Raw genomic sequence first — 21,117 nt, forward strand, 5'->3', positions numbered from 1 at the left:
GCTGAACCCTTTTTACTGGCCGACAGGCAGATAAGGGGAGGTAACACCGTTGCGCTGCAACTTTTCCTGGTAGTCCCGTTTGACAATATCCAGCGCCGCCAGCGCGGTGGCCGGATCGATCTCATTGCATTCCAGCAGGTAAATCAGATCTACCGCCAGTTGCAATTCTGCTGAGGCATTTTCTAGAGACATAAAACCCACGTTTAAATTGAGATGAATGAGTGATGCTTCGCTTCGGCTGAGTATAGTGAACAAGGTCCGCGGCGGGGAATAAACATTAAAATATTGTGATAAATCTTCAAAAACCGTTTTCTTTACGTTCAATACTGCGCTCGATTCGTGCCAGCGCCTGACGGCAACGCATCAATCGGCCTTCCAGCGCCGCCAGCTCATGCTGCAGTTTTTGCTGAGCTGCCAGCGTGGTCTGTCTACCTAACAGGCTTTCCCGATCCTGGATCATCGAAATGATCCGACGCTCATAATCCTGATGCTCAGCCAGCTTATGGTACAAATCGGCCGCCACGACTTCCCTGGGTTGATTTTTCCGGCGTAGTGCCTGGGTCGCCAATTCGCGCTGCAGAGCGGTGATCTGCGCCACCAGTCTCTCGGCCAGAAAGGCTACCTGGGTGGTGCGGCTGTCGTTGGCGGCGGTCTGCAACTGGGCGAAGTTCTTTTGTACTTCTGTCAGGTAATCGCGCAGCCGGGTGCCACGGTTGGAAAATAACGCAGCGTCAAAGCGTGCCTGAGGGATCGGCGCGTCGCCTTGCGGCGTGATTTCGCCGGCTAACACCGTGATCTGTTGTTCTAACACTTGTAAAAGACGCTGAGTACTCACGTTGGCTCCATGACGATGATAGTGGGTTCAGCTTGCACGCGTTCACACCGTGAAACAAGCGCTGTAAGCATATTCCGGCCGTTGCGACTGGTGATGCTGGGGAGGCTGGTGATAAAGTGACGTCAGACAGGTTGATGGACAAGGAGCCCCATGACGCGTTGGTTATTGATAATCCTCGGTTGGCTGGCGGTGGTGCTGGCGACGCTGGGCGTGGTATTGCCGCTGCTGCCCACCACGCCCTTTTTACTGTTGGCCGCATGGTGTTTTGCCCGTTCATCCCCGCGATTTCACGGCTGGTTGCTGTACCGTTCATGGTTTGGCCCCTACTTGCGCCACTGGCAACAGCACCGCGCATTGCCGCCAGGGACCAAATGGAAGGCCGTATTGATGATTGTGCTGACGTTTGCGGTTTCGCTGTGGTTGGTGAAGCTTTGGTGGGTGCGCGGCTTACTGTTAGTGATGCTGGCCGTTCTGCTGATCTTTATGTCACGGTTGCCGGTTGTTGACCTGCCGCAACAAAAACAGCACTGATCGCACACCGTCGGTTGCATTTGTCCGCCAGTTTGCATAGATTTGACCGTTTTCGTGTGCGGGTTAAGATGACCTGCGCGCAAGTCATCAGGCAGTTTTATCAGGCAACAATTATGACCGCTACTGCGCAGCAGCTTCAGTTTATTAAAGACAGTATCAAAACCATCCCGGATTACCCTAAGCCGGGCATACTGTTCCGCGACGTCACCAGCCTGCTGGAAAACCCGCTGGCTTACGCTGCCAGCATCGAATTGCTGGTTGAGCGTTTTCGCGAAGCGGGCGTGACCAAAGTGGTTGGCACCGAAGCGCGCGGCTTTCTGTTTGGCGCACCGGTGGCGTTGGCGCTGGGCGTGGGTTTTGTACCGGTGCGCAAACCGGGCAAACTGCCGCGTGCCACCCTCAGCGAGAGCTATGAGCTGGAATACGGCACCGACAAGTTGGAAATTCACACCGATGCTATCAGCGCCGGTGATAAAGTGCTGGTGGTGGACGATCTGCTGGCCACGGGTGGCACTATAGAAGCTACCGCAAAACTGATCCGCCGTTTGGGGGGGGAAGTGACAGACGCCGCCTTTATTATCAATCTGCCGGAGCTCGGCGGTGAAGCGCGTTTAAATACCCTGGGTATTGAATGCTACAGCCTGGTCAACTTCTCCGGCCACTGATCCGCATTACCACAACGGCCTCGCGGATCGCCGCGGGGCTGTGTTAGCATGACCCTCCAGATTACTCGACTTTTCCGGTATTAATGAGCTATCAGGTTCTAGCCCGTAAGTGGCGCCCTCAAACGTTTGCAGATGTTGTCGGACAGGAACACGTCCTGACTGCACTGGCTAACGGCCTCTCGCTGGGGCGGATCCATCACGCCTATCTGTTCTCGGGCACGCGCGGCGTGGGTAAAACCACCATTGCGCGCCTGCTGGCCAAAGGCCTGAACTGTGAAACCGGCATCACCGCCACGCCGTGCGGTCAATGTGATAACTGCCGCGAGATTGAGCAGGGGCGTTTTGTCGATCTTATCGAGATTGACGCCGCGTCCAGAACCAAGGTGGAAGATACCCGCGATTTGCTGGATAACGTCCAGTACGCCCCCGCCCGTGGCCGCTTCAAGGTTTACCTGATTGACGAAGTGCACATGCTCTCGCGCCACAGCTTTAATGCGCTGTTGAAAACGCTGGAAGAGCCGCCTTCGCACGTCAAATTCCTGTTGGCAACCACCGATCCGCAAAAGTTGCCGGTGACCATTTTGTCCCGCTGTCTGCAATTTCATTTGAAGGCGCTGGATGTCGATCAGATCCGCAGCCAATTGGAAACGGTGCTGCAGGCAGAACAGATCACCAGCGATCAGCGTGCGTTGCAGCTATTGGCGCGTGCCGCCGATGGCAGCATGCGTGATGCACTGAGCCTCACTGACCAAGCGATTGCCATGGGACAGGGGCAGGTGACCACCGCCACCGTCAGCCAAATGCTCGGTACGCTTGACGATGAACAACCCCTGGCGATCCTCGAAGCGCTGGTCAGTGCCGATGGCGAGAAGGTGATGGCCCAGGTCGCGCAGGCTGCTTCGCGCGGTGTCGATTGGGAAAATCTGCTGATCGAGACACTGGCGTTGCTGCACCGTATTGCGATGGTACAGTTGCTGCCGTCGGTGTTGGATAATCATTACGCTGCCATTGAACAGCGGCTGCGTGAGCTGGCGCGTACTTTGCCGCCGACTGATGTACAACTCTATTACCAAACGCTGTTGGTTGGCCGCAAAGAGCTGGCCTTTGCGCCGGATCGTCGCATGGGGGTTGAAATGACCCTGCTGCGTGCGCTGGCGTTTCACCCGAAAGCGGTGATATCGGAGCCGGTAGCCATGGTGCAAACCGCGCCGGTGCAAATGGCACAACCACAGGCTCAGGCGGCCCAGCCGCCGCAGTTTCAGGACACACCACCGCCGTTAGGGCAGGTTGCACCGCAAAACAGCCAGCAAGCGAATTTACCGGATGCCACCGCGCAATTATTAAAGGCGCGTACCCAACTGCTGAGGCAGCAGGGAGCATCCACAACAAAAAAGAGTGAACCGGCGGCGCCTGGAAAAGCGCGGCCGGCGAACTCGGCACTGGAGCGGTTGGCTTCCGTGACTGAGCGCAGCCAGCAGCGCCAGGCGGAAAAGATCGTGCAGGAAAAACCGGCCAAGCCGGAGGCTTACCGCTGGCGCGCACTGACCGAGCCGGAGGCCGAGCCGGAGCCGCTGGCTACGCCGAAAGCGTTGCGCACCGCGCTTGAGCATGAGAAAACGCCCGAGCTGTCGGCCAAACTGGTGGCTGAATCGCTGGAACGCGATGCCTGGGCGGCGGAAATCGATAAGCTTAAAATTCCAAAACTGGTGCAGCAACTGGCATTAAACGCGGTTAAACAACAGTTGGAACCCGGTAAGATTTGTCTTCACCTGCGGTCGTCGCAGCGCCATCTGAATTCGCCTTCGGCGCAGAAGGTCCTGACCGATGCGCTCAGCGAGCTATACGGTAGCCCGGTTGAGTTGACCGTGGTGGAAGACGATAATCCGGCGGAGCGGACTCCGCTGGAGTGGCGACAAGCCATTTATGAAGAAAAACTGGCGCAGGCGCGCCAGTCGATCGTTGCGGATACCCATATCCAGACCCTGCGCCGTTTCTTCGACGCGGACCTGGATGAAGAGAGTATTCGCCCCATTTAAACGCTGCGTAAAGTGCGCGGCCCTAGCGACGAGAGACGACTATGTTTGGTAAAGGCGGTCTGGGCAACCTGATGAAGCAAGCCCAGCAAATGCAAGAAAAAATGCAGCAGATGCAGGAAGAAGTCGCCAAATTGGAAGTGACTGGCGAATCCGGTGCTGGCCTGGTGAAAGTCACCATCAATGGCGCGCACAACTGCCGTCGTGTGGAGATCGATCCGAGCCTGATGGAAGACGATAAAGATATGCTGGAAGATTTGATCGCTGCTGCGATCAACGACGCCGCACGTCGTATCGACGAAACCCAGAAAGAGAAGATGGCGTCTGTGTCCAATGGCATGCAACTGCCACCTGGCTTTAAGATGCCGTTCTGATGCAAACCAGCCCGCTCCTTGAAACACTGATGGAGGCGTTGCGTTGCCTGCCGGGCGTTGGCCCGAAGTCGGCGCAGCGCATGGCATTCCAACTGTTGCAGCGCGATCGCAGCGGTGGCATGCGTTTGGCGCAGGCTCTGACCCGTGCCATGTCGGAAATCGGCCACTGTGCCGATTGCCGTACCTTCACCGAGCAGGATATCTGCACCATCTGCGCCAATCCGCGCCGTCAACAAAACGGCCAGATCTGCGTGGTGGAAAGCCCGGCTGATATTCACGCCATCGAGCAGACCGGTCAGTTCGCCGGGCGCTACTTTGTGCTGATGGGGCACCTGTCGCCGATGGACGGCATTGGCCCTGGTGATATAGGTCTGGATCGGTTGGAGCAACGGCTGGAAAAAGAAAGCGTTACCGAAGTGATCCTGGCGACCAATCCGACGGTGGAAGGTGACGCAACCGCCAACTACATCGCCGAGATGTGTGGTCAGTATGGCGTAGTGGCCAGCCGCATCGCCCACGGCGTGCCGGTAGGGGGCGAGCTTGAGATGGTCGACGGCACCACGCTGTCGCATTCCCTCGCCGGTCGCCACGTTATCAAATTCTGACGCTGAGCGGGGCCATCGCGGCCCCGCTACTTTCCAAAAAAATTCCCCCCAGTCGCTTGAAAAACAATGTCCTGACCCCCACTTGATCCTCATTGTCCGATTTTGGTAGCTATATCTTTGAGGTAATCAATGAGTATGAAAGGTCAAGAAACCCGTGGTTTCCAGTCTGAAGTAAAACAACTGCTTCATTTGATGATTCATTCGCTGTACTCCAATAAAGAAATTTTCCTGCGCGAGCTGATCTCAAACGCCTCAGACGCCGCCGACAAGCTGCGTTTCCGCGCGCTGTCCGCGCCTGAGCTGTATGAAGGCGACGGCGAGTTGCGTGTGCGTCTTTCCTTCGATAAAGACCAGCGTACGCTGACGATTGCCGACAACGGCATTGGTATGAGCCGCGAAGAAGTGATTGAAAACCTGGGCACCATTGCAAAATCAGGGACCAAAGCCTTCCTCGAATCTATCGGTTCCGATCAGGCCAAAGACAGCCAACTGATCGGTCAGTTCGGCGTGGGCTTCTACTCTGCGTTCATCGTGGCAGATAAGGTCACCGTGCGTACCCGAGCTGCCGGTGCAGCCGCCGATCAGGGCGTGTTCTGGGAGTCGGTCGGTGAGGGCGATTACACCATTGCCGACGTCAGCAAAGAAGATCGCGGTACCGAAATCACCCTGCATCTGCGCGAAGGTGAAGATGAATATCTCGACGCCTGGCGTTTGCGTTCGGTGATCGGTAAATACTCCGACCACATCGCACTGCCGGTTGAGATTGAAACCAAAAACGAAGAAGACGGCACCGTTACCTGGGAAAAAATCAACAAGGCGCAGGCCCTGTGGACCCGCAGCAAGGCTGACGTCACCGACGAAGAATACAAAGAGTTCTACAAGCACATTGCTCACGACTTTACTGACCCGCTGAGCTGGAGCCACAACCGTGTGGAAGGCAAGCAGGAATACACCAGCCTGCTGTATATCCCGGCCCAGGCCCCGTGGGATATGTGGAACCGCGATCACAAGCACGGTCTGAAACTGTACGTACAGCGCGTATTCATTATGGACGACGCTGAGCAGTTCATGCCGAATTACCTGCGTTTCGTGCGTGGTCTGATAGATTCCAACGATCTGCCGTTGAACGTCTCGCGTGAAATTCTGCAAGACAGCCGCGTGACGCAAAACCTGCGCGGTGCGCTGACCAAGCGTGTGCTGCAGATGCTGGAAAAACTGGCCAAAGACGACGCGGAAGGCTACCAGAAGTTCTGGCAGCAGTTCGGTCTGGTATTGAAAGAAGGCCCGGCGGAAGACGCGAACAACAAAGAAACCATCGCCAAACTGCTGCGTTTCGCCTCTACCCAGAGTGACAGCTCGGCGCAAACCGTTTCGCTGGAAGAATACGTTGGCCGTATGGCCGAAGGGCAGGAGAAAATTTATTACATCACTGCCGACAGCTATGCCGCCGCCAAGAGCAGCCCGCACCTGGAGCTGTTCCGTAAGAAAGGCATCGAAGTGCTGCTGCTTTCTGACCGCATTGATGAATGGATGATGAGCTATCTGACCGAGTTTGACGGCAAGCTGTTCCAGTCGGTCAGCAAGGCGGACGACGCGCTGGACAAGCTGGCGGATGAAACCGAAGAGCAGAAGGCCGCTGAGAAGCAGCTGGAGCCATTTGTTGACCGCGTGAAGACCCTGCTGGGCGATCGCGTGAAGGATGTGCGTCTGACGCACCGCCTGACCGACACGCCGGCCATCGTCATCACCGACGCCGATGAAATGAGTACCCAGATGGCGAAATTGTTTGCCGCTGCGGGCCAGGAAGCGCCGGCCGTGAAATACATCTTCGAACTGAACCCGGAGCATGCGCTGGTCAAACGCGCATCCGATGTGGGCGATAACGAACAATTCGGCGAATGGATTGACCTGTTATTGGATCAGGCGCTGCTGGCCGAACGTGGCACGCTGGAAGACCCAAATCAGTTTATCCGCCGCATGAATAAACTGTTGTCCGCATAATTGTCACTCTATACGCCTCTGACCTAAAGGTTGGAGGCGTTTTTTTTGCTTTTCTCACTGATTTTCCGCGTTTTATCCTCTTTTTCGTCCCTTCGGCTCCGCAATCGATTTCCTCGCGTACCTTGAGCCAGCCCCCCCTGAAATGGTATGGTTGAGTGTTTTCGCAATTTTATAAAAACTACATAGCAAGGGGATTTACGCAATGCGTATCATTCTGCTGGGCGCTCCGGGCGCTGGTAAAGGTACTCAGGCTCAATTCATCATGGAGAAATACGGTATTCCGCAAATCTCTACTGGTGATATGTTGCGCGCAGCCGTGAAGGCCGGCAGTGAACTGGGCAAGCAGGCGAAAGAAATCATGGATGCCGGCAAGCTGGTAACCGATGAACTGGTCATTGCACTGGTTAAAGAACGCATCACCCAGGAAGACTGCCGTAACGGCTTCCTGTTGGACGGTTTCCCACGCACTATTCCACAGGCTGACGCGATGAAAGAAGCCGGTATCAACGTGGATTATGTGCTGGAATTCGACGTACCGGACGAACTGATCGTTGATCGCATCGTTGGTCGCCGCGTGCATGCGCCATCTGGCCGCGTGTACCACGTTAAATTCAATCCGCCGAAGGTGGAAGGCAAAGACGACGCAACCGGCGAAGACCTGACGACCCGTAAAGACGATCAGGAAGAAACCGTGCGCAAACGTCTGGTTGAATACCACCAGATGACGGCACCGTTGATTTCCTACTACAGCAAAGAAGCTGCAGCAGGCAACACCCAATACCGTAAAATCGACGGCACCCGTAAAGTGACCGAAGTGAGCGCTGAACTGGCGACCATCCTCGGCTGATCGGTTTTTCATGGCGGTGCATAGCGCCAGGCCTTATCGGTCTGGCGTTTTTTTTCGCCATTTTCCAGCCGAACTGTGATCGCCGTGGCTTGTTGAGCCCGTGAGCTTTAATCACCCGCGATAAATGACGTATAACTGCCTTCGTAATCACCCATGGGGACCTTCCTGATGCTCAGAACCACCAATTTGCTGGCAGAATCCACCGCACGCCAGATCGTGCAGCGGGCGATGAGCATCATCAACCATTCCGTCAACGTTATGGACAGCAACGGTGTCATCATCGCTTCCGGTAATCCCTCACGCCTGTTCCAGCGCCATGAGGGCGCGGTATTGGCGCTAACCGAGAACCGGGTGGTGGAAATCGATACGGTGACCGCATCGCATCTTAAAGGTGTACGGCCAGGAATTAACCTGCCATTTAGCTTTCGCAGCCAGCAGGTGGGGGTGATCGGCATTTCCGGCGAGCCCGCTCAGGTGCGTGCCTATGCCGAACTGGTGAAAATGGCGGCTGAGCTGATGGTGGAGCAGGCAGCATTGCTCAGCCAAAACCAGTGGGAAAAGCGCTATCGCGAGGAGCTGGCGAATCAGTTGCTGCAGTCGCAGCCGGCATCGGCCTCACTGGAGGCGATGGCTGCCTATCTGGGCCTGGATCTGCAACTGCCGCGTATCGTCTGGATCCTGGAGTTACAGGATCCCCAGCCGAATTTGTTGCGTGAACTATTGGAGGAGCTGGAACACACCCAGCGTGAAGCGCTGCTCGCCATCACCGGCCTAAACGAAATGGTTCTGCTGCGGCCCGCCAGCCTGGTGCAAGGGGAATGGAACTTGAAGCAGGAGCGCAAGCAGGCGCAGCAGTTGCAAAGCCAGCTACAGTCGCGTTTCAACCTGCGTTTGATTATCGGCGGTTTCTTTAGCAGTGAGATGGGGCTTCATCGTTCTAACCTGACGGCCCGCGCCACGCAGGCGATGGCGCAGCGCTTGAAGTTGCGCCACAAGACGCTGTTCTACCAAGACTATCCGCTGCCGTCATTGCTGTGCGATTTGGGCGAAGACTGGCGTGCGCAGGAGCTTTCACGCCCCTGGCAGATCCTGGGTGCCAGTGATGAAAAAGGCGTCCTGCGCAGCACCCTGCGGCACTATTTTTCGCGGAATTGTGATCAGACGCAGACCGCCGCTGAGCTGCATATTCACGTCAATACCCTGCGCTATCGCTTGCAGCGCATTGAGGCGATTACCGGATTGAAAATCAATCAGTTAACGGATGCCTTGCAGCTATATATCGGCATGCTGATGCACCACTGAATTGTGTAAAACCACAACTTTTCGGTGCGCCACCCGCTGGGTTTTTGTGGCTTCCTCTCACGCTAATGTTCGGCGCTCAGGATATGTTTTCCCCACACCAACAACGGGGAAAATAATAATGACAACGGTATCCACATTGGGGGCGCTGGTGGCATTGGTTGTCGCTATCGTTCTGATTTTACGCAAGGTTCCACCAGCCTACGGTATGATTGCCGGTGCGCTGGCCGGTGGGCTGTGTGGCGGCGCCGATCTGGTTCAGACCGTGACGCTGATGATCACCGGCGCTCAGGGCATCACCAACGCCGTGATGCGCATTCTGGCCGCGGGGGTATTGGCCGGGGTGCTGATTGAGTCTGGCGCGGCACATACCATTGCTGAAACCATTGTCCGCAAGGTCGGGGAAACCCGTGCGCTGCTGGCGTTGGCGATAGCTACACTGATCCTGACGGCGGTTGGGGTATTTATCGACGTGGCGGTGATCACCGTAGCGCCGATCGCACTCTCCATTGCCCAGAAGGCCGGGATCTCGCGCGGTGCCATCCTGTTGGCGATGATCGGTGGCGGCAAGGCCGGTAACGTGATGTCACCCAACCCGAACACCATTGCGGCCGCCGATAACTTCCACGTGCCGCTGACCTCGGTAATGATGGCCGGCATTGTGCCTGGCCTGTGTGGGCTGGTGGTAGCCTATCTGCTGGCCCGGCGCTTGAGCAACAAAGGTGACAAGGTGCTGGCAGAGGAACTGACGCAGCATGCTGAAGGTTCTCGCCCAGGTTTTGCGGCGGCGATCAGCGCACCGTTGGTTGCCATTGTGCTGTTGTCGCTGCGGCCGATCGCCGGTATTGCTGTCGATCCGCTGATTGCGCTACCTGCCGGCGGATTGGTAGGGGCGTTATTGATGGGGCGTATTCGCCAGTGTAATCAGTTTATGGTTTCTGGCCTGAGCCGCATGGCACCGGTGGCCATTATGCTGCTCGGCACGGGTACGCTGGCGGGCATTATCGCCAACTCGGCGCTGAAGGACGCATTAATTAACGGATTGACCCACACCGGTATGCCAGCCTGGCTGTTGGCCCCGCTTTCCGGGGCATTGATGTCGATGGCGACCGCTTCCACCACCGCCGGTACCGCCGTGGCATCCGGCGTATTCAGCAGCACCTTGCTGGAGCTGGGAGTCAGTGGGCTGGCAGGGGCAGCGATGATCCATGCCGGTGCTACGGTGCTGGATCACCTGCCACACGGCAGTTTCTTCCACGCTACCGGCGGCAGCGTCAATATGGTGGTTCATCAACGGCTGAAGTTACTGCCGTATGAAACCCTGATCGGCTTTACCATTGCGGCCGTCTCGGCGTTGATGTTTGGCGTATTTAATCTGGCGGGATAAGGAATACTGATGAAAACGCTGAAAAAAGTGGTTATTGCCCCAGACTCGTTTAAAGAAAGCCTGAGTGCGATGGAGGTGGCCGAGGCCATCGAACGCGGATTCCGCCAGATTTACCCACAGGTGCAGTATGTAAAATTGCCGATGGCGGACGGCGGTGAAGGCACGGTGGATTCGATGGTGGCGGCCACCGGCGGAGAAATTGTCCGGGTTGAGGTCACCGGCCCGTTGGGCCAGCCAGTCACTGCCTTTTACGGCTTGTTGGGGGAGGGGGAAACTGCCGTTATCGAGATGGCGGCCGCTTCCGGCCTGCATCTGGCCCCCAAAGAGCGGCGCGATCCGCGTATTACCACCAGTTACGGTACTGGTGAACTGATCCTGGCGGCGCTGGAACGCGGCGTGAAGGCGATTATTCTGGGTATCGGCGGTAGCGCTACCAACGACGGTGGTGCCGGTATGATGCAGGCGCTGGGGGCCAGGCTGCTGGATGACCAACAGCAACCGTTGCCGCCGGGTGGCGCGGCGCTGGCCCGGTTAGCGCAAATTGATCTTTCAGCGGTAGACCCACGCCTGCAGCAGGTGAGCGTAACGGCTGCCTGTGACGTGGATAACCCTTTATGTGGCCCTTATGGGGCTTCGGCGGTGTTTGGCCCGCAGAAGGGAGCCACGCCGGAGATGGTGACGCAGTTAGATGCGGCACTAAGCCATTTCGGCAGTTTGCTGCAGCAGGCCACCGGCCGTGAGGTGCTTAACGCATTGGGCGCCGGTGCAGCGGGCGGAATGGGGGCAGCCTTGCTCGGCATGCTCAACGCTAGCTTACGTCCTGGCATTGAGATCGTGATTGAAACTTTGCGGCTGGAAGAGGCGCTTCGTGACGCCGATCTGGTGCTCACCGGAGAGGGGCGACTGGACAGCCAGTCGATCCACGGCAAAACGCCGATTGGCGTGGCAAGGGTAGCCAAACGTAATGGTTTGCCGGTGATCGGCATTTCCGGCAGCCTGTCGAAAGATTATCAGGTGGTGCACCAGCATGGCATTGACGCCGCTTTTTCGGTGCTTGACCGGGTCGTCACGCTGGAGGAAGCCCTGACGGACGCGGCCGATAATCTTGAGGTCACGGCCCGCAATGTGGCGGCGGTGTGGCTGTTGGCGCAAGGCTGAGATCAATCTATTTTGTTATGGGCTGTACCTGTTGCTGATATCGGTTCCGATGAGGCGCTTTTCCGTTACAATGGGCGCCATTAATTGACGTTAACCCCCTGACCCAGAACCGGGGGTTAGCTTGCAATGAACCAAGGGGAACTGAGATGAAGCAAGAGAAACACGGAGTATTGCTGGTGAACCTGGGCACGCCGGATGCTCCGACCTCGTCGGCGGTAAAACGCTATCTAAAGGAATTCCTCAGTGACGACCGCGTGGTGGATACGGCCCCTCTGATTTGGTGGCCGATCCTCAACGGCGCTATCTTGCCGATCCGTTCACCGCGTGTCGCCAAGTTGTATCAGTCGGTATGGATGGACGAAGGTTCTCCGTTGCTGGTTTACAGCCGCCGCCAGCAGTGCGCGTTGGCCGCACGTATGCCCAACACGCCGGTTGAACTGGGTATGAGTTACGGTTCCCCAAGCCTGGCAGAGGCGATTGACAAGCTGCTGGCACAAGGGGTGACCAATCTGGTGGTGTTGCCGCTGTACCCGCAATACTCCTGCTCGACCAGCGCCGCGGTATGGGACGGTGTGGCCCGCGTACTGAAGGGGTATCGCCGTCTGCCGTCAGTCAGTTTTATCCGCGACTATGCCGAGCACCCGGCCTATATTGCCGCGCTGCGTCAGAGCGTTGAGCGGTCGTTTGCCGAACATGGTCAACCGGATAGGTTGGTCCTGTCGTTCCACGGCATTCCCAAGCGTTATGTGCGTCTCGGTGATGACTACTCGCAGCGCTGCGAAGATACGCTAAGGTCTTTGACCGATACCTTGCCACTGGCAGCGGATCGGGTCATGTTGACCTACCAGTCGCGCTTTGGCCGTGAGCCCTGGTTGACGCCATATACTGACGAAACCCTCAAAGGCCTGCCGGCTCAGGGCGTTAAGCATATTCAGCTGATCTGCCCCGGTTTCTCGGCGGACTGCCTGGAAACGCTGGAGGAGATCAAAGAGCAAAACCGCGAGATCTTCCTTAAGGCCGGCGGTGAGAAGTTCGAGTACATTTCGGCGCTCAACGACGAGCCGGCGCACATTGATATGATGCAGCAACTGGTGGCACAGCGCCTCTGATCCTCAGAACGCAAAATGGTGACAGCCATCATCAATCAGGCAGGAATGTGCTAACATTCTCTGCCTGTTAACTGCCACTGCCGCCAATTAAATGAAATTTCCTGGTAAACGTAAGTCCAAACACTATTTTCCGGTGAACGCCCGCGATCCGCTCTTGCAGCAGGCTCAGCCCGAAAATGAAGTCAGCACCTCTTATGTCGTCGGTATTGACCAGACGCTGGTGGATATCGAAGCCAAAGTGGACGACAGCTTCGTCCAGCGCTATGGCCTGAGTCTGGGACATTCTCTGGTGATCGAGGATGACGTCGCCGAGGCGCTGTATCAGGAATTGATCGACAACAATTTAATCACCCATCAGTTTGCCGGCGGTACCATTGGCAATACTTTGCACAACTATTCCGTGCTGGCGGATGACCGTTCGGTGCTGCTTGGCGTGATGTGCAGCAACATCAAGATTGGCAGCTACGCCTACCGCTATCTGTGCAATACCTCCAGCCGTACCGATCTTAACCACCTGCAGGCGGTTGACGGTGCCATTGGGCGCTGCTTCACGCTGATCGGTGAAAGCGGTGAGCGTACCTTCGCCATTAGCCCTGGGCAGATGAACCAACTGCGTCCGGAAAGCGTGAAGGAAGAGGTGATTGCCGGTGCCTCGGCATTGGTGCTGACGTCCTATCTGGTGCGTTGCAAGGAAGGTGAACCGATGCCGGCGGCTACCATGCAGGCGATCGAGTTTGCCAAAAAGCACGATGTGCCGGTGGTACTGACGCTCGGCACCAAGTACGTGATCGCCGACAATCCACAGTGGTGGCGCGACTTCCTGAAACAGCACGTTTCTATCCTGGCGATGAACGAAGATGAAGCGCTGGAACTGACCGGGCTGAGCGATCCGCTGACTGCTTCAGACATGGCGCTGGAGTGGGTCGATCTGGTGCTGTGCACCGCCGGGCCAAGCGGCCTGTATATGGCGGGCTACACCGAAGAGGCCAACAAGCGTGAAACTCAGCATCCGCTGTTGCCGGGGCATATCGCCGAATTCAACCGCTATGAGTTCAGCCGCGCGATGCGTCGTGAAAGCTGCGAAACCCCGTTCCGCATCTATTCGCACATTGCACCCTACATGGGTGGACCGGAAAAAATCATGAACACCAACGGTGCCGGTGATGGGGCGCTGTCAGCGCTGTTGCATGATATTGCCGCTAACGGTTTTCACCGCAATAACGTGCCGAACTCCAGCAAGCACGTTCGCAGTTACCTGACTTACTCCTCGTTGGCGCAGGTGTGTAAATACGCCAACCGTGTCAGCTATCAGGTGCTGAACCAGCATTCACCGCGTCTGACGCGCGGCTTGCCGGAACGGGAAGACAGTCTGGAAGAGTCTTACTGGGAACGGTAAAAAAACAAAAAGGTCCGGCGAGCCGGACCTTTCAGACTGATGACAAACCTCATTCCTGCCCAGAGCGAGTAGAGGTCGATAAATAAAAATCAGGAAAATCAATTTATTGATTTTCGGCTGCTCACCATAAAGCAGGAAAAACCACGCTTTTTCCTGCTTTGTCAGCAACCTAAAAGGTCCGGCGAGCCGGACCTTTTTTACATCGCTTGTCACATCAGATCGGGCAACCGCCCATTTTCTCTTCTTCAGTCAGTGTATCCAGCTTAAGGATATTCAGCATGCTGTTGGCGATTTCCCGTTCACCCATCACCACCTGATCCGCCCCGCGATCAGAGATATACGACACTTCATCATCGTAGTGCGCCCGGGCGATAATCTCGATGTTCGGCCGCTTGGTTCGTGCAGAGGCTACGATCTCACCGGCTTCGTAACCGTTGGGGATGGTCAACAGCAGCCAGCGTGCGCAGTCCAGCCGTGCCAGATCCATCACTTCCGGATTGGCGGCGTTGCCCAGCACCGTTTTAATGCCCTGTTCACGCAATGCTTCCACCCGTGGCCGTGAGTTTTCGATCACCACCAGCGGAATACCGGCTTCGGCCAGCTTGGTCCCCAACAGGCTGCCGACGCGGCCAAAGCCAACCACCAACGCGTGGTTACACATATCGACAGGGATCTGCTTCTCGTCCTCTACCGCTTCTTCCAGGATTTGGTCTTCTATGGTCTCGGTCTTGGCCAGATAACGTTCGAGCAGGGTGAACAGCAGTGGGTTAAGCATGATCGACAAAATAGCCCCTGCCAGCACCAGATTGCGACCATGTTCCGACATCATGCCCAGCGTGATCCCGAGCCCTGCCAGGATGAAGGCAAACTCGCCAATCTGCGCCAGGCTGGCGGAGATGGTCAGCGCGGTACGTTTGGAGTGGCCGAACATTTTTACCAGCAGGAATGCGGCCGCAGATTTGCCGAACACGATAATCGCCAGCGTTGCCAGCACCGCCAGAGGCTCGTTGATCAGGATCATCGGATCAAACAGCATGCCGACCGAGACAAAGAACAGCACGGCGAAGGCATCGCGCAGCGGTAAGGTGTCGTGGGCCGCTCGATGGCTCAGCTCAGACTCATTGAGCACCATACCGGCAAAGAATGCCCCCAGGGCAAAGGAAACATCGAACAGCTTCACCGCGCCGTAGGCAATGCCGAGTGCCAATGCCAACACGGCTAGGGTAAAGAGTTCACGTGAGCCGGTACTGGCGGTTTTCGCAAGGATCCACGGCACCAGGCGACGGCCAACCACAATCATCAGCGCGATAAAGGCGATGACTTTACCAATGGTCACTGCCAACTCAATCAGTAACTGGCCGCTGCTGGCGTTGTTATTGCCCAGCATATTGCCGAATGCCGGCAGCAATACCAGCGTCAGCACCATCGCCAAGTCTTCTACGATCAGCCAGCCGATAGCGATTTGCCCACGCTGGCTATCAATCAACTGACGTTCTTCCAGCGCACGCAGCAATACCACGGTACTGGCGGTGGATAGGCAAAGTCCGAACACCAGACCGGAAATCAAATCCCAGCCGAGCAGTTTCGATAGCCCCATACCCAGCAAGGTGGCCACGGCAATCTGGGCCACGGCACCGGGAATGGCGATATGTTTTACTGCGAGGAGGTCTTTAAGAGAGAAGTGGAGGCCAACACCAAACATCAACAAAATCACGCCGATTTCCGCCAGTTCCGGAGCCAGCGAGGTGTCGGCAACAAAACCGGGGGTAAAAGGGCCGGCGAGCACGCCTGCGGCAAGGTACCCGACCAGCGGGGAGATGCGAAGGCGATTGGCCAGCATACCGAGGAGGAAGGCGAGGACCAAGCCTCCGACAATGGTGGTGATTAACGGTGTTGAATTATGCATCCAGACTCCTTCTAGCTATGCATGGCAGCAGAGGGGAAACGCAACATAGTTACGAAAAGACACATTTAGTTTATTGCATTTGTTCGCGACGTGCTTGGCTAAATATAGCTATTTTGCGAAAAAGCAGAGGATTCCACTTTTGGAATGCCAATGAGGAGATTTAACACTTAATAAGTCAAAGGATATGGGTTTGTGTGGGGGATGACCCGGTTTGGCGATAAACTCAAACCGGGACTACAGCAGGGTTATTGTGAGTTATGGTCCATATTGGGCAGCAATGCGGTAATAATGCCGATTAGTGGCAGGAAAGCACAGATTTGATAAACCAGTTCGATACTGGTCAAATCTGCGACATAACCAAGAACCGCCGCACCTAATCCCCCCATGCCAAAAGCAAAACCGAAGAATAAACCGGAAACCATACCCACTTTTCCTGGGATCAGTTCCTGAGCGTAAACCAGAATGGCAGAAAACGCCGAAGCGAGTATTACCCCTATAAATACCGTTAAAATACCGGTCCAATACAGAGATGCATAGGGTAAAACAAGCGTAAATGGCGCAGCACCAAGAATGGAACCCCAAATAACACGCTTTCGACCTATCTTGTCGCCAAGAGGCCCACCAATAATGGTACCTGCGGCTACAGCGAACAGAAATGCAAACAGGTGAAATTGCGCGTTTTGCACTGAAACACCGAACTTGTGCATCAGATAAAAGGTGTAATAACTGCTAATGCTGGCCAGATAGAAGTATTTGGAGAAAATGAGCACCAGCAGGATGCTGATGGCATAGGTAACCGTACGTTTCGGCAGCGGTTTCACCAAAGAGGCCGTTTTAGGCTGGCCTTTTGTTGCCCGATGCTGCTGTTGATACCATTTACTGACCTGCAATAGCACCACAATCGCCAGCAGCGCTGCCAGGGAGAACCAGGCGACGTTACCCTTGCCATAAGGCGCGATAATCAGCGCCGCCAGTAGAGGCCCGAGGGAACTGCCAAAGTTACCGCCGACCTGGAACAGTGACTGCGCCAGGCCATGTCGGCCACCGGAAGCCATCCGCGCTACACGGGAGGATTCAGGATGGAATACCGAAGAGCCGGTACCGACCAATGCCGCCGCCAACAGCACCAGCGGGAAGGTATTGGCCACGGACAGCAACAGCAGCCCGCACAGGGTAAACCCCATGCCGATGGGCAGCGAATACGGCTTCGGATGTTTATCCGTGTAGTAGCCGATCAGCGGCTGCAATAAGGACGCCGTGAGCTGGTAGGTCAGAGTAATCATACCGATCTGCACGAAGCTGAGGCTGAAGTCAGCCTGCAGGATCGGGTAAATCGCCAGAATCAGCGATTGAATCATGTCGTTGAGCAGGTGAGAGACGCTGATGGCACCGAGAATGGAGAAAGCAGTCCTTTTAACCGCACAGCCCTTGGCCGGTGGCAGGGCGGTTTCGCTACGGTCGGTCATTTTATTATTAGCCTGGTAAGTTTTAGAGGAAAGAGCAGATATCTTAGGCAATTTGTTCAAAATTTACCATATCCGACATAATTTGATGCATATCGCAAAAATTTGAAATTTGTTACCTTTGTTTCGCGCTACAATTTCGTCAACCTCTAAAAAAACAGTTAATTATCATATGGAGTTCCGCCATGCGCTTTTCGTTAAAGACCACCGCATGCGCTTTGGCCGTGTCCCTGACTTTCCTGTCGGGAGCCGCCAGCGCCTGGGAAAAGGATAAGACCTACGACATCACTATTCTGCACACCAACGATCACCACGGCCATTTCTGGCAGAACGACCACGGTGAATATGGTCTGGGCGCACAAAAAACGCTGGTGGACAGCATTCGCCAAGAGGTCGCTGCCAAGGGCGGTAGCCTGTTACTGCTTTCGGGTGGTGATATTAATACCGGCGTGCCGGAATCCGATTTGCAGGATGCCGAGCCGGACTTCCGTGGTATGAATCTGGTGGGCTATGACGCGATGGCGATCGGCAACCATGAATTCGACAATCCGCTCAGCGTATTGCGCCAGCAGGAAAAGTGGGCCACTTTCCCACTGCTTTCGGCCAACATTTATCAGAAAAGCACCCAGCAGCGTCTGTTCAAGCCTTATGCCTTGTTCGACAAGCAGGGCATCAAAATTGCGGTGATCGGCCTGACCACCGATGACACTTCCAAGATTGGCAACCCGGAATATTTCACCGACATCGAGTTCCACGTGCCGGCGCAGGAAGCCAAACAGGTCGTAGAGCAACTGCGTAAGGACGAGAAGCCTGACGTGATCATCGCCGCGACCCATATGGGCCATTACGATGATGGTAACCACGGCTCTAACGCACCCGGTGATGTCGAAATGGCGCGCAGCCTGCCTGCCGGTTATCTGGACATGATCGTCGGTGGCCACTCGCAGGATCCGGTCTGTATGGCTGGTGAAAACCACAAGCAGGTGGATTATGTTCCGGGCACCCCGTGCTCGCCGGATCGTCAGAACGGTACCTGGATCGTGCAGGCGCACGAGTGGGGCAAGTATGTCGGCCGTGCCGATTTCCAGTTCCGTAACGGTGAACTGAAGCTGGTGCATTATCAGCTGATCCCGGTCAATCTGAAGAAGAAGGTGGAGAAAGCCGACGGCACCAGCGAGCGCGTGTATTACACCCAGCAAATCGCGGAAGATGCGTCGATGATGAAACTACTGACGCCATTCCAGGAAAAGGGCAAGGCGCAGTTGGACGTGAAAATTGGCAGCGTTAATGGCAAGCTGGAAGGCGATCGCAGTAAGGTGCGCTTTGTTCAAACCAACCTGTCACGCGTTCTGCTGGCAGCACAGATGGAACGTGCCGAGGCCGACTTTGCCGTAATGAGTGGGGGCGGGGTACGTGACTCGATTGAAGCTGGTAACATTACCTATAAAAACGTGTTGAAGGTACAGCCGTTTGGCAACACGCTGGTCTACGTCGAAATGAAAGGCAGCGAGGTGGAGAAATACCTGGCGACGGTGGCTAATATGAAAGTGGATTCCGGTGCCTATGCACAGTTTGCCAACGTCAGCCTGACGGCGGACGGCAAGCAGGGCGTCAGCAATGTCAAAATCAAAGGCGAACCGTTGCAGGTGGATAAAACTTACCGTATGGCCACGCTGAACTTCAATGCGCTGGGCGGTGACGGCTATCCGAAGCTGGATACTTTGCCAAGCTACGTCAACACCGGCTTTATCGATGCCGAAGTCCTGAAACAGTACATTGAGAAGCACTCACCGCTGGATGCGGCGGCCTATGAGCCGAAGGGCGAGATTGTTTATCAGTAAGTCGTCAGCGGGGGAGGCGTAAGTCTCCCCCTATCGATTCAGTCGCGCTTGGCGATATCGGCGAAGCTGCCGGTCAGCAGCCGACAAAGATCCTCTGCCGCCAGCTCAATGTCCAACCCGCGTTTGCCGCCGGAGACGTAAATGGTGGCGAACTGCTGTGCCGGGCTGTCAATCACCGTCGGCAGGCGCTTTTTTTGCCCCAGTGGGCTAATGCCGCCCACCAGATAACCGGTGACGCGCTGTGCCAGCAACGGATCGGCCATTTCGGCCTTTTTAGCCCCCAGGGCGCGGGCAACCTTCTTCAAATCCAATTGGCTGGCAACCGGTGTGACGGCCACCGCCAGATGTTTGGCATCGCCATTCAACGCCACCAGCAGCGTTTTATAGACGCGGTCGGCATCCAGTCCAAGCTTCTTCACCGCTTCATCCCCGAAATTGGTTTCGGCACTGTCATGATGATAGGGATGAAGAGTAAAGGCGATTTTTTGTTTCTCTAGCAGGATCACTGCGGGCGTCATGTGTTTTCCTATTTCTCCCGCTGCTCAAGGTTGCAACGGGATGCAACAAAATTACAAAAATATAATGGTAACAGCAACCTGAGCAATGCCAGCGTAAAGCGGGTTGCCAAGATGTTCACTCGGTTGCTACCCTGTGTACTGTAACCGTTAACACGGTTGCTATGCGTATAACTACAATACAAGAAATTCCTCTTTGACTGGCCAGTAGCGATATTGGCCACTTTTTTACTGCCCCTGCAGCATCGCCGGCAGATTATCCTCGCCGTACAGATGCAGCGCACCCACCGCTACCACATAGTTACCGGCCGGTAACGCCTCCAGTTTTTGTCGCCAGTCGTGGTTGCGCTGATGCATCAGCACGTCGTAAAGATCGGCACTGAAAGTGGCGGGCAGGGTTTCCAGCATACCGCTGGGTTTCGCGTCCAGCCACCAGCTCACCATGGTTTGCAGCAGTCGTGCGTTGGTATGCCAGTGTTCCAGCGTATCACGCAGCAGGGCCATGCCTCCTTCGGGTAACTGCTCCAGCATCGCCATTTGCTGCTCCGCACCTTCCAGTTCGATCACCTTTTTATGCTGTGTTCTGGCAGCTTGCAGCAGTTGATAATCCACCCCGTATTCGGCACGCAACCCCAAACGCTGCGCCTGGCGGGCCTGCATCATTAGCGCCACCTGCCAGCCGGGCAGGGTGGAAAAGGTTTCCGCATCGGCGCCCAGTTCCTGACACAGCGTCAGTAACTGCTGAAACTCGGGTTTAGAGAGCCGTTGCTCAAGTTCCGTTTGCTGTTCGATATGGTCAAAGGGGGAGGCTGCGCCGGTAATATCGGCTTCCACAATCAAGGCATCTGCCTGCTTCAGGCGTGCGGCCAGTTTGGCCGGCAACGGCGACATATCTACCGTACCCATATGAATGCTGCCGACCAGATGGAACTGACGATCGCCAGGCAGTCGAATATCCAGCGCCGGGTAGGCGTAGCTCATGGGAGAGATCAGACCGAGAAAGGCGGCGATGCGGCGTAACAGTTGACCCATACGGCGTGGCTCCTGAATAACTTGTTCGCCTTTCAGCTTGAAAGGTGAGAGGTGTAATACTTACCCCATGCTAAACGCTATCAGGCAGACAAGAAAGTCTGAAGAGTGAAGGAATTATCC

Annotated in this window: 19 protein-coding genes and 1 other annotated feature; of the genes, 13 read left to right on the plus strand and 6 right to left on the minus strand. The window is 55.8% G+C overall.

Annotation, left to right across the window (positions count from 1 at the left end; all coding sequences use genetic code 11):
- Positions 1 to 12: 12 nt before the first annotated feature.
- A complete protein-coding gene (gene rsmS, locus ACUTSU_RS04610) occupies positions 13 to 192 on the minus strand; it encodes a pleiotropic regulatory protein RsmS (RefSeq protein WP_012005570.1) in 180 nt (59 codons plus the stop codon).
- Positions 193 to 298: 106 nt separating this feature from the next.
- Complete coding sequence (priC, locus tag ACUTSU_RS04615; protein ID WP_445649744.1) at positions 299 to 835, minus strand: primosomal replication protein PriC; 537 nt, start codon at positions 833 to 835, stop codon at positions 299 to 301.
- A gap of 150 nt (positions 836 to 985) precedes the next feature.
- Here priC and ACUTSU_RS04620 point away from each other — a divergent pair, with 150 nt between their 5' ends.
- The 12 genes from ACUTSU_RS04620 to ACUTSU_RS04675 all read left to right on the plus strand — a co-directional run bounded on the left by ACUTSU_RS04620 (position 986) and on the right by ACUTSU_RS04675 (position 14,240).
- On the plus strand, positions 986 to 1,366 hold the full coding sequence (locus ACUTSU_RS04620; protein WP_445649745.1) for a DUF454 family protein: 381 nt from the start codon (positions 986 to 988) through the stop codon (positions 1,364 to 1,366).
- 113 nt (positions 1,367 to 1,479) lie between these two features.
- Positions 1,480 to 2,031, plus strand: a complete 552-nt coding sequence (apt, locus tag ACUTSU_RS04625) for an adenine phosphoribosyltransferase (RefSeq protein WP_445649746.1) — start codon at positions 1,480 to 1,482, stop codon at positions 2,029 to 2,031.
- A gap of 83 nt (positions 2,032 to 2,114) precedes the next feature.
- On the plus strand, positions 2,115 to 4,067 hold the full coding sequence (dnaX, locus tag ACUTSU_RS04630; protein WP_445649747.1) for a DNA polymerase III subunit gamma/tau: 1,953 nt from the start codon (positions 2,115 to 2,117) through the stop codon (positions 4,065 to 4,067).
- Positions 3,400 to 3,464, plus strand: a sequence feature (DnaX frameshifting element). (Overlaps the previous gene by 65 nt.)
- Before the next feature lie 41 nt (positions 4,068 to 4,108).
- Positions 4,109 to 4,438 (plus strand): YbaB/EbfC family nucleoid-associated protein, encoded by a 330-nt coding sequence (locus ACUTSU_RS04635; protein WP_012005575.1) that lies wholly within the window; start codon positions 4,109 to 4,111, stop codon positions 4,436 to 4,438.
- Positions 4,438 to 5,043 carry a recombination mediator RecR gene (recR, locus tag ACUTSU_RS04640; protein WP_012005576.1) on the plus strand — a complete coding sequence of 202 codons (606 nt, stop codon included), beginning with the start codon at positions 4,438 to 4,440 and terminating at the stop codon, positions 5,041 to 5,043. Before ACUTSU_RS04635 ends, recR begins: the two co-directional genes overlap by 1 nt.
- Positions 5,044 to 5,178: 135 nt before the next feature.
- Positions 5,179 to 7,044 carry a molecular chaperone HtpG gene (gene htpG / locus ACUTSU_RS04645; RefSeq protein ID WP_445653820.1) on the plus strand — a complete coding sequence of 622 codons (1,866 nt, stop codon included), beginning with the start codon at positions 5,179 to 5,181 and terminating at the stop codon, positions 7,042 to 7,044.
- A 202-nt stretch (positions 7,045 to 7,246) separates the two neighbouring features.
- On the plus strand, positions 7,247 to 7,891 hold the full coding sequence (adk, locus tag ACUTSU_RS04650) for an adenylate kinase (protein WP_012005578.1): 645 nt from the start codon (positions 7,247 to 7,249) through the stop codon (positions 7,889 to 7,891).
- Between the two features lie 168 nt (positions 7,892 to 8,059).
- Positions 8,060 to 9,193, plus strand: coding sequence for a sugar diacid recognition domain-containing protein (locus tag ACUTSU_RS04655; RefSeq protein ID WP_445649749.1), 1,134 nt, complete (start codon positions 8,060 to 8,062; stop codon positions 9,191 to 9,193).
- 118 nt (positions 9,194 to 9,311) lie between these two features.
- Positions 9,312 to 10,577 (plus strand): GntP family permease, encoded by a 1,266-nt coding sequence (locus ACUTSU_RS04660; protein ID WP_012005580.1) that lies wholly within the window; start codon positions 9,312 to 9,314, stop codon positions 10,575 to 10,577.
- 9 nt (positions 10,578 to 10,586) lie between these two features.
- Positions 10,587 to 11,735 (plus strand): glycerate kinase, encoded by a 1,149-nt coding sequence (locus ACUTSU_RS04665; protein WP_445653821.1) that lies wholly within the window; start codon positions 10,587 to 10,589, stop codon positions 11,733 to 11,735.
- 146 nt (positions 11,736 to 11,881) lie between these two features.
- A complete protein-coding gene (gene hemH / locus ACUTSU_RS04670; RefSeq protein ID WP_445649751.1) occupies positions 11,882 to 12,844 on the plus strand; it encodes a ferrochelatase in 963 nt (320 codons plus the stop codon).
- Positions 12,845 to 12,935: 91 nt separating this feature from the next.
- The gene (locus ACUTSU_RS04675) at positions 12,936 to 14,240 is read left to right on the plus strand and encodes an inosine/guanosine kinase (RefSeq protein WP_261090298.1); all 1,305 of its coding nucleotides are present in this window, start codon (positions 12,936 to 12,938) and stop codon (positions 14,238 to 14,240) included.
- A 214-nt stretch (positions 14,241 to 14,454) separates the two neighbouring features.
- Here the strand turns inward: ACUTSU_RS04675 and ybaL are convergent, their stop codons facing one another.
- On the minus strand, positions 14,455 to 16,146 hold the full coding sequence (ybaL, locus tag ACUTSU_RS04680) for a YbaL family putative K(+) efflux transporter (RefSeq protein ID WP_445649752.1): 1,692 nt from the start codon (positions 16,144 to 16,146) through the stop codon (positions 14,455 to 14,457).
- Positions 16,147 to 16,391: 245 nt separating this feature from the next.
- On the minus strand, positions 16,392 to 17,612 hold the full coding sequence (locus ACUTSU_RS04685) for an MFS transporter (RefSeq protein WP_445653822.1): 1,221 nt from the start codon (positions 17,610 to 17,612) through the stop codon (positions 16,392 to 16,394).
- Between the two features lie 182 nt (positions 17,613 to 17,794).
- Between ACUTSU_RS04685 and ushA the strand changes: the two genes are divergently transcribed.
- Entirely contained in the window at positions 17,795 to 19,450 is a 1,656-nt protein-coding gene (ushA, locus tag ACUTSU_RS04690) for a bifunctional UDP-sugar hydrolase/5'-nucleotidase UshA (protein ID WP_445649754.1), read from the plus strand.
- A gap of 38 nt (positions 19,451 to 19,488) precedes the next feature.
- Here ushA and ybaK read toward each other — a convergent pair whose 3' ends face one another.
- Together ybaK and ACUTSU_RS04700 are read right to left on the minus strand one after the other, a co-directional pair.
- Entirely contained in the window at positions 19,489 to 19,968 is a 480-nt protein-coding gene (ybaK, locus tag ACUTSU_RS04695; protein ID WP_445649755.1) for a Cys-tRNA(Pro)/Cys-tRNA(Cys) deacylase YbaK, read from the minus strand.
- Positions 19,969 to 20,193: 225 nt separating this feature from the next.
- A complete protein-coding gene (locus ACUTSU_RS04700; protein WP_445653823.1) occupies positions 20,194 to 20,997 on the minus strand; it encodes a TraB/GumN family protein in 804 nt (267 codons plus the stop codon).
- Positions 20,998 to 21,117: the final 120 nt, after the last annotated feature.

Source organism: Serratia sp. NA_13, from assembly GCF_052691735.1.

Coding starts and splice junctions, on each gene's coding strand:
- adk (WP_012005578.1), top strand. CDS start 7,247: ATGCGTATCATTCTGCTGGGCGCTCCGGGCGCTGGTAAAGGTACTCAG.
- ybaL (WP_445649752.1), bottom strand. CDS start 16,146: ATGCATAATTCAACACCGTTAATCACCACCATTGTCGGAGGCTTGGTC.
- ACUTSU_RS04675 (WP_261090298.1), top strand. CDS start 12,936: ATGAAATTTCCTGGTAAACGTAAGTCCAAACACTATTTTCCGGTGAAC.
- ACUTSU_RS04655 (WP_445649749.1), top strand. CDS start 8,060: ATGCTCAGAACCACCAATTTGCTGGCAGAATCCACCGCACGCCAGATC.
- ushA (WP_445649754.1), top strand. CDS start 17,795: ATGCGCTTTTCGTTAAAGACCACCGCATGCGCTTTGGCCGTGTCCCTG.
- ACUTSU_RS04700 (WP_445653823.1), bottom strand. CDS start 20,997: ATGGGTCAACTGTTACGCCGCATCGCCGCCTTTCTCGGTCTGATCTCT.
- ACUTSU_RS04665 (WP_445653821.1), top strand. CDS start 10,587: ATGAAAACGCTGAAAAAAGTGGTTATTGCCCCAGACTCGTTTAAAGAA.
- ACUTSU_RS04660 (WP_012005580.1), top strand. CDS start 9,312: ATGACAACGGTATCCACATTGGGGGCGCTGGTGGCATTGGTTGTCGCT.
- rsmS (WP_012005570.1), bottom strand. CDS start 192: ATGTCTCTAGAAAATGCCTCAGCAGAATTGCAACTGGCGGTAGATCTG.
- hemH (WP_445649751.1), top strand. CDS start 11,882: ATGAAGCAAGAGAAACACGGAGTATTGCTGGTGAACCTGGGCACGCCG.
- apt (WP_445649746.1), top strand. CDS start 1,480: ATGACCGCTACTGCGCAGCAGCTTCAGTTTATTAAAGACAGTATCAAA.
- htpG (WP_445653820.1), top strand. CDS start 5,179: ATGAAAGGTCAAGAAACCCGTGGTTTCCAGTCTGAAGTAAAACAACTG.
- ACUTSU_RS04620 (WP_445649745.1), top strand. CDS start 986: ATGACGCGTTGGTTATTGATAATCCTCGGTTGGCTGGCGGTGGTGCTG.
- dnaX (WP_445649747.1), top strand. CDS start 2,115: ATGAGCTATCAGGTTCTAGCCCGTAAGTGGCGCCCTCAAACGTTTGCA.
- recR (WP_012005576.1), top strand. CDS start 4,438: ATGCAAACCAGCCCGCTCCTTGAAACACTGATGGAGGCGTTGCGTTGC.
- ACUTSU_RS04635 (WP_012005575.1), top strand. CDS start 4,109: ATGTTTGGTAAAGGCGGTCTGGGCAACCTGATGAAGCAAGCCCAGCAA.
- ybaK (WP_445649755.1), bottom strand. CDS start 19,968: ATGACGCCCGCAGTGATCCTGCTAGAGAAACAAAAAATCGCCTTTACT.
- ACUTSU_RS04685 (WP_445653822.1), bottom strand. CDS start 17,612: ATGACCGACCGTAGCGAAACCGCCCTGCCACCGGCCAAGGGCTGTGCG.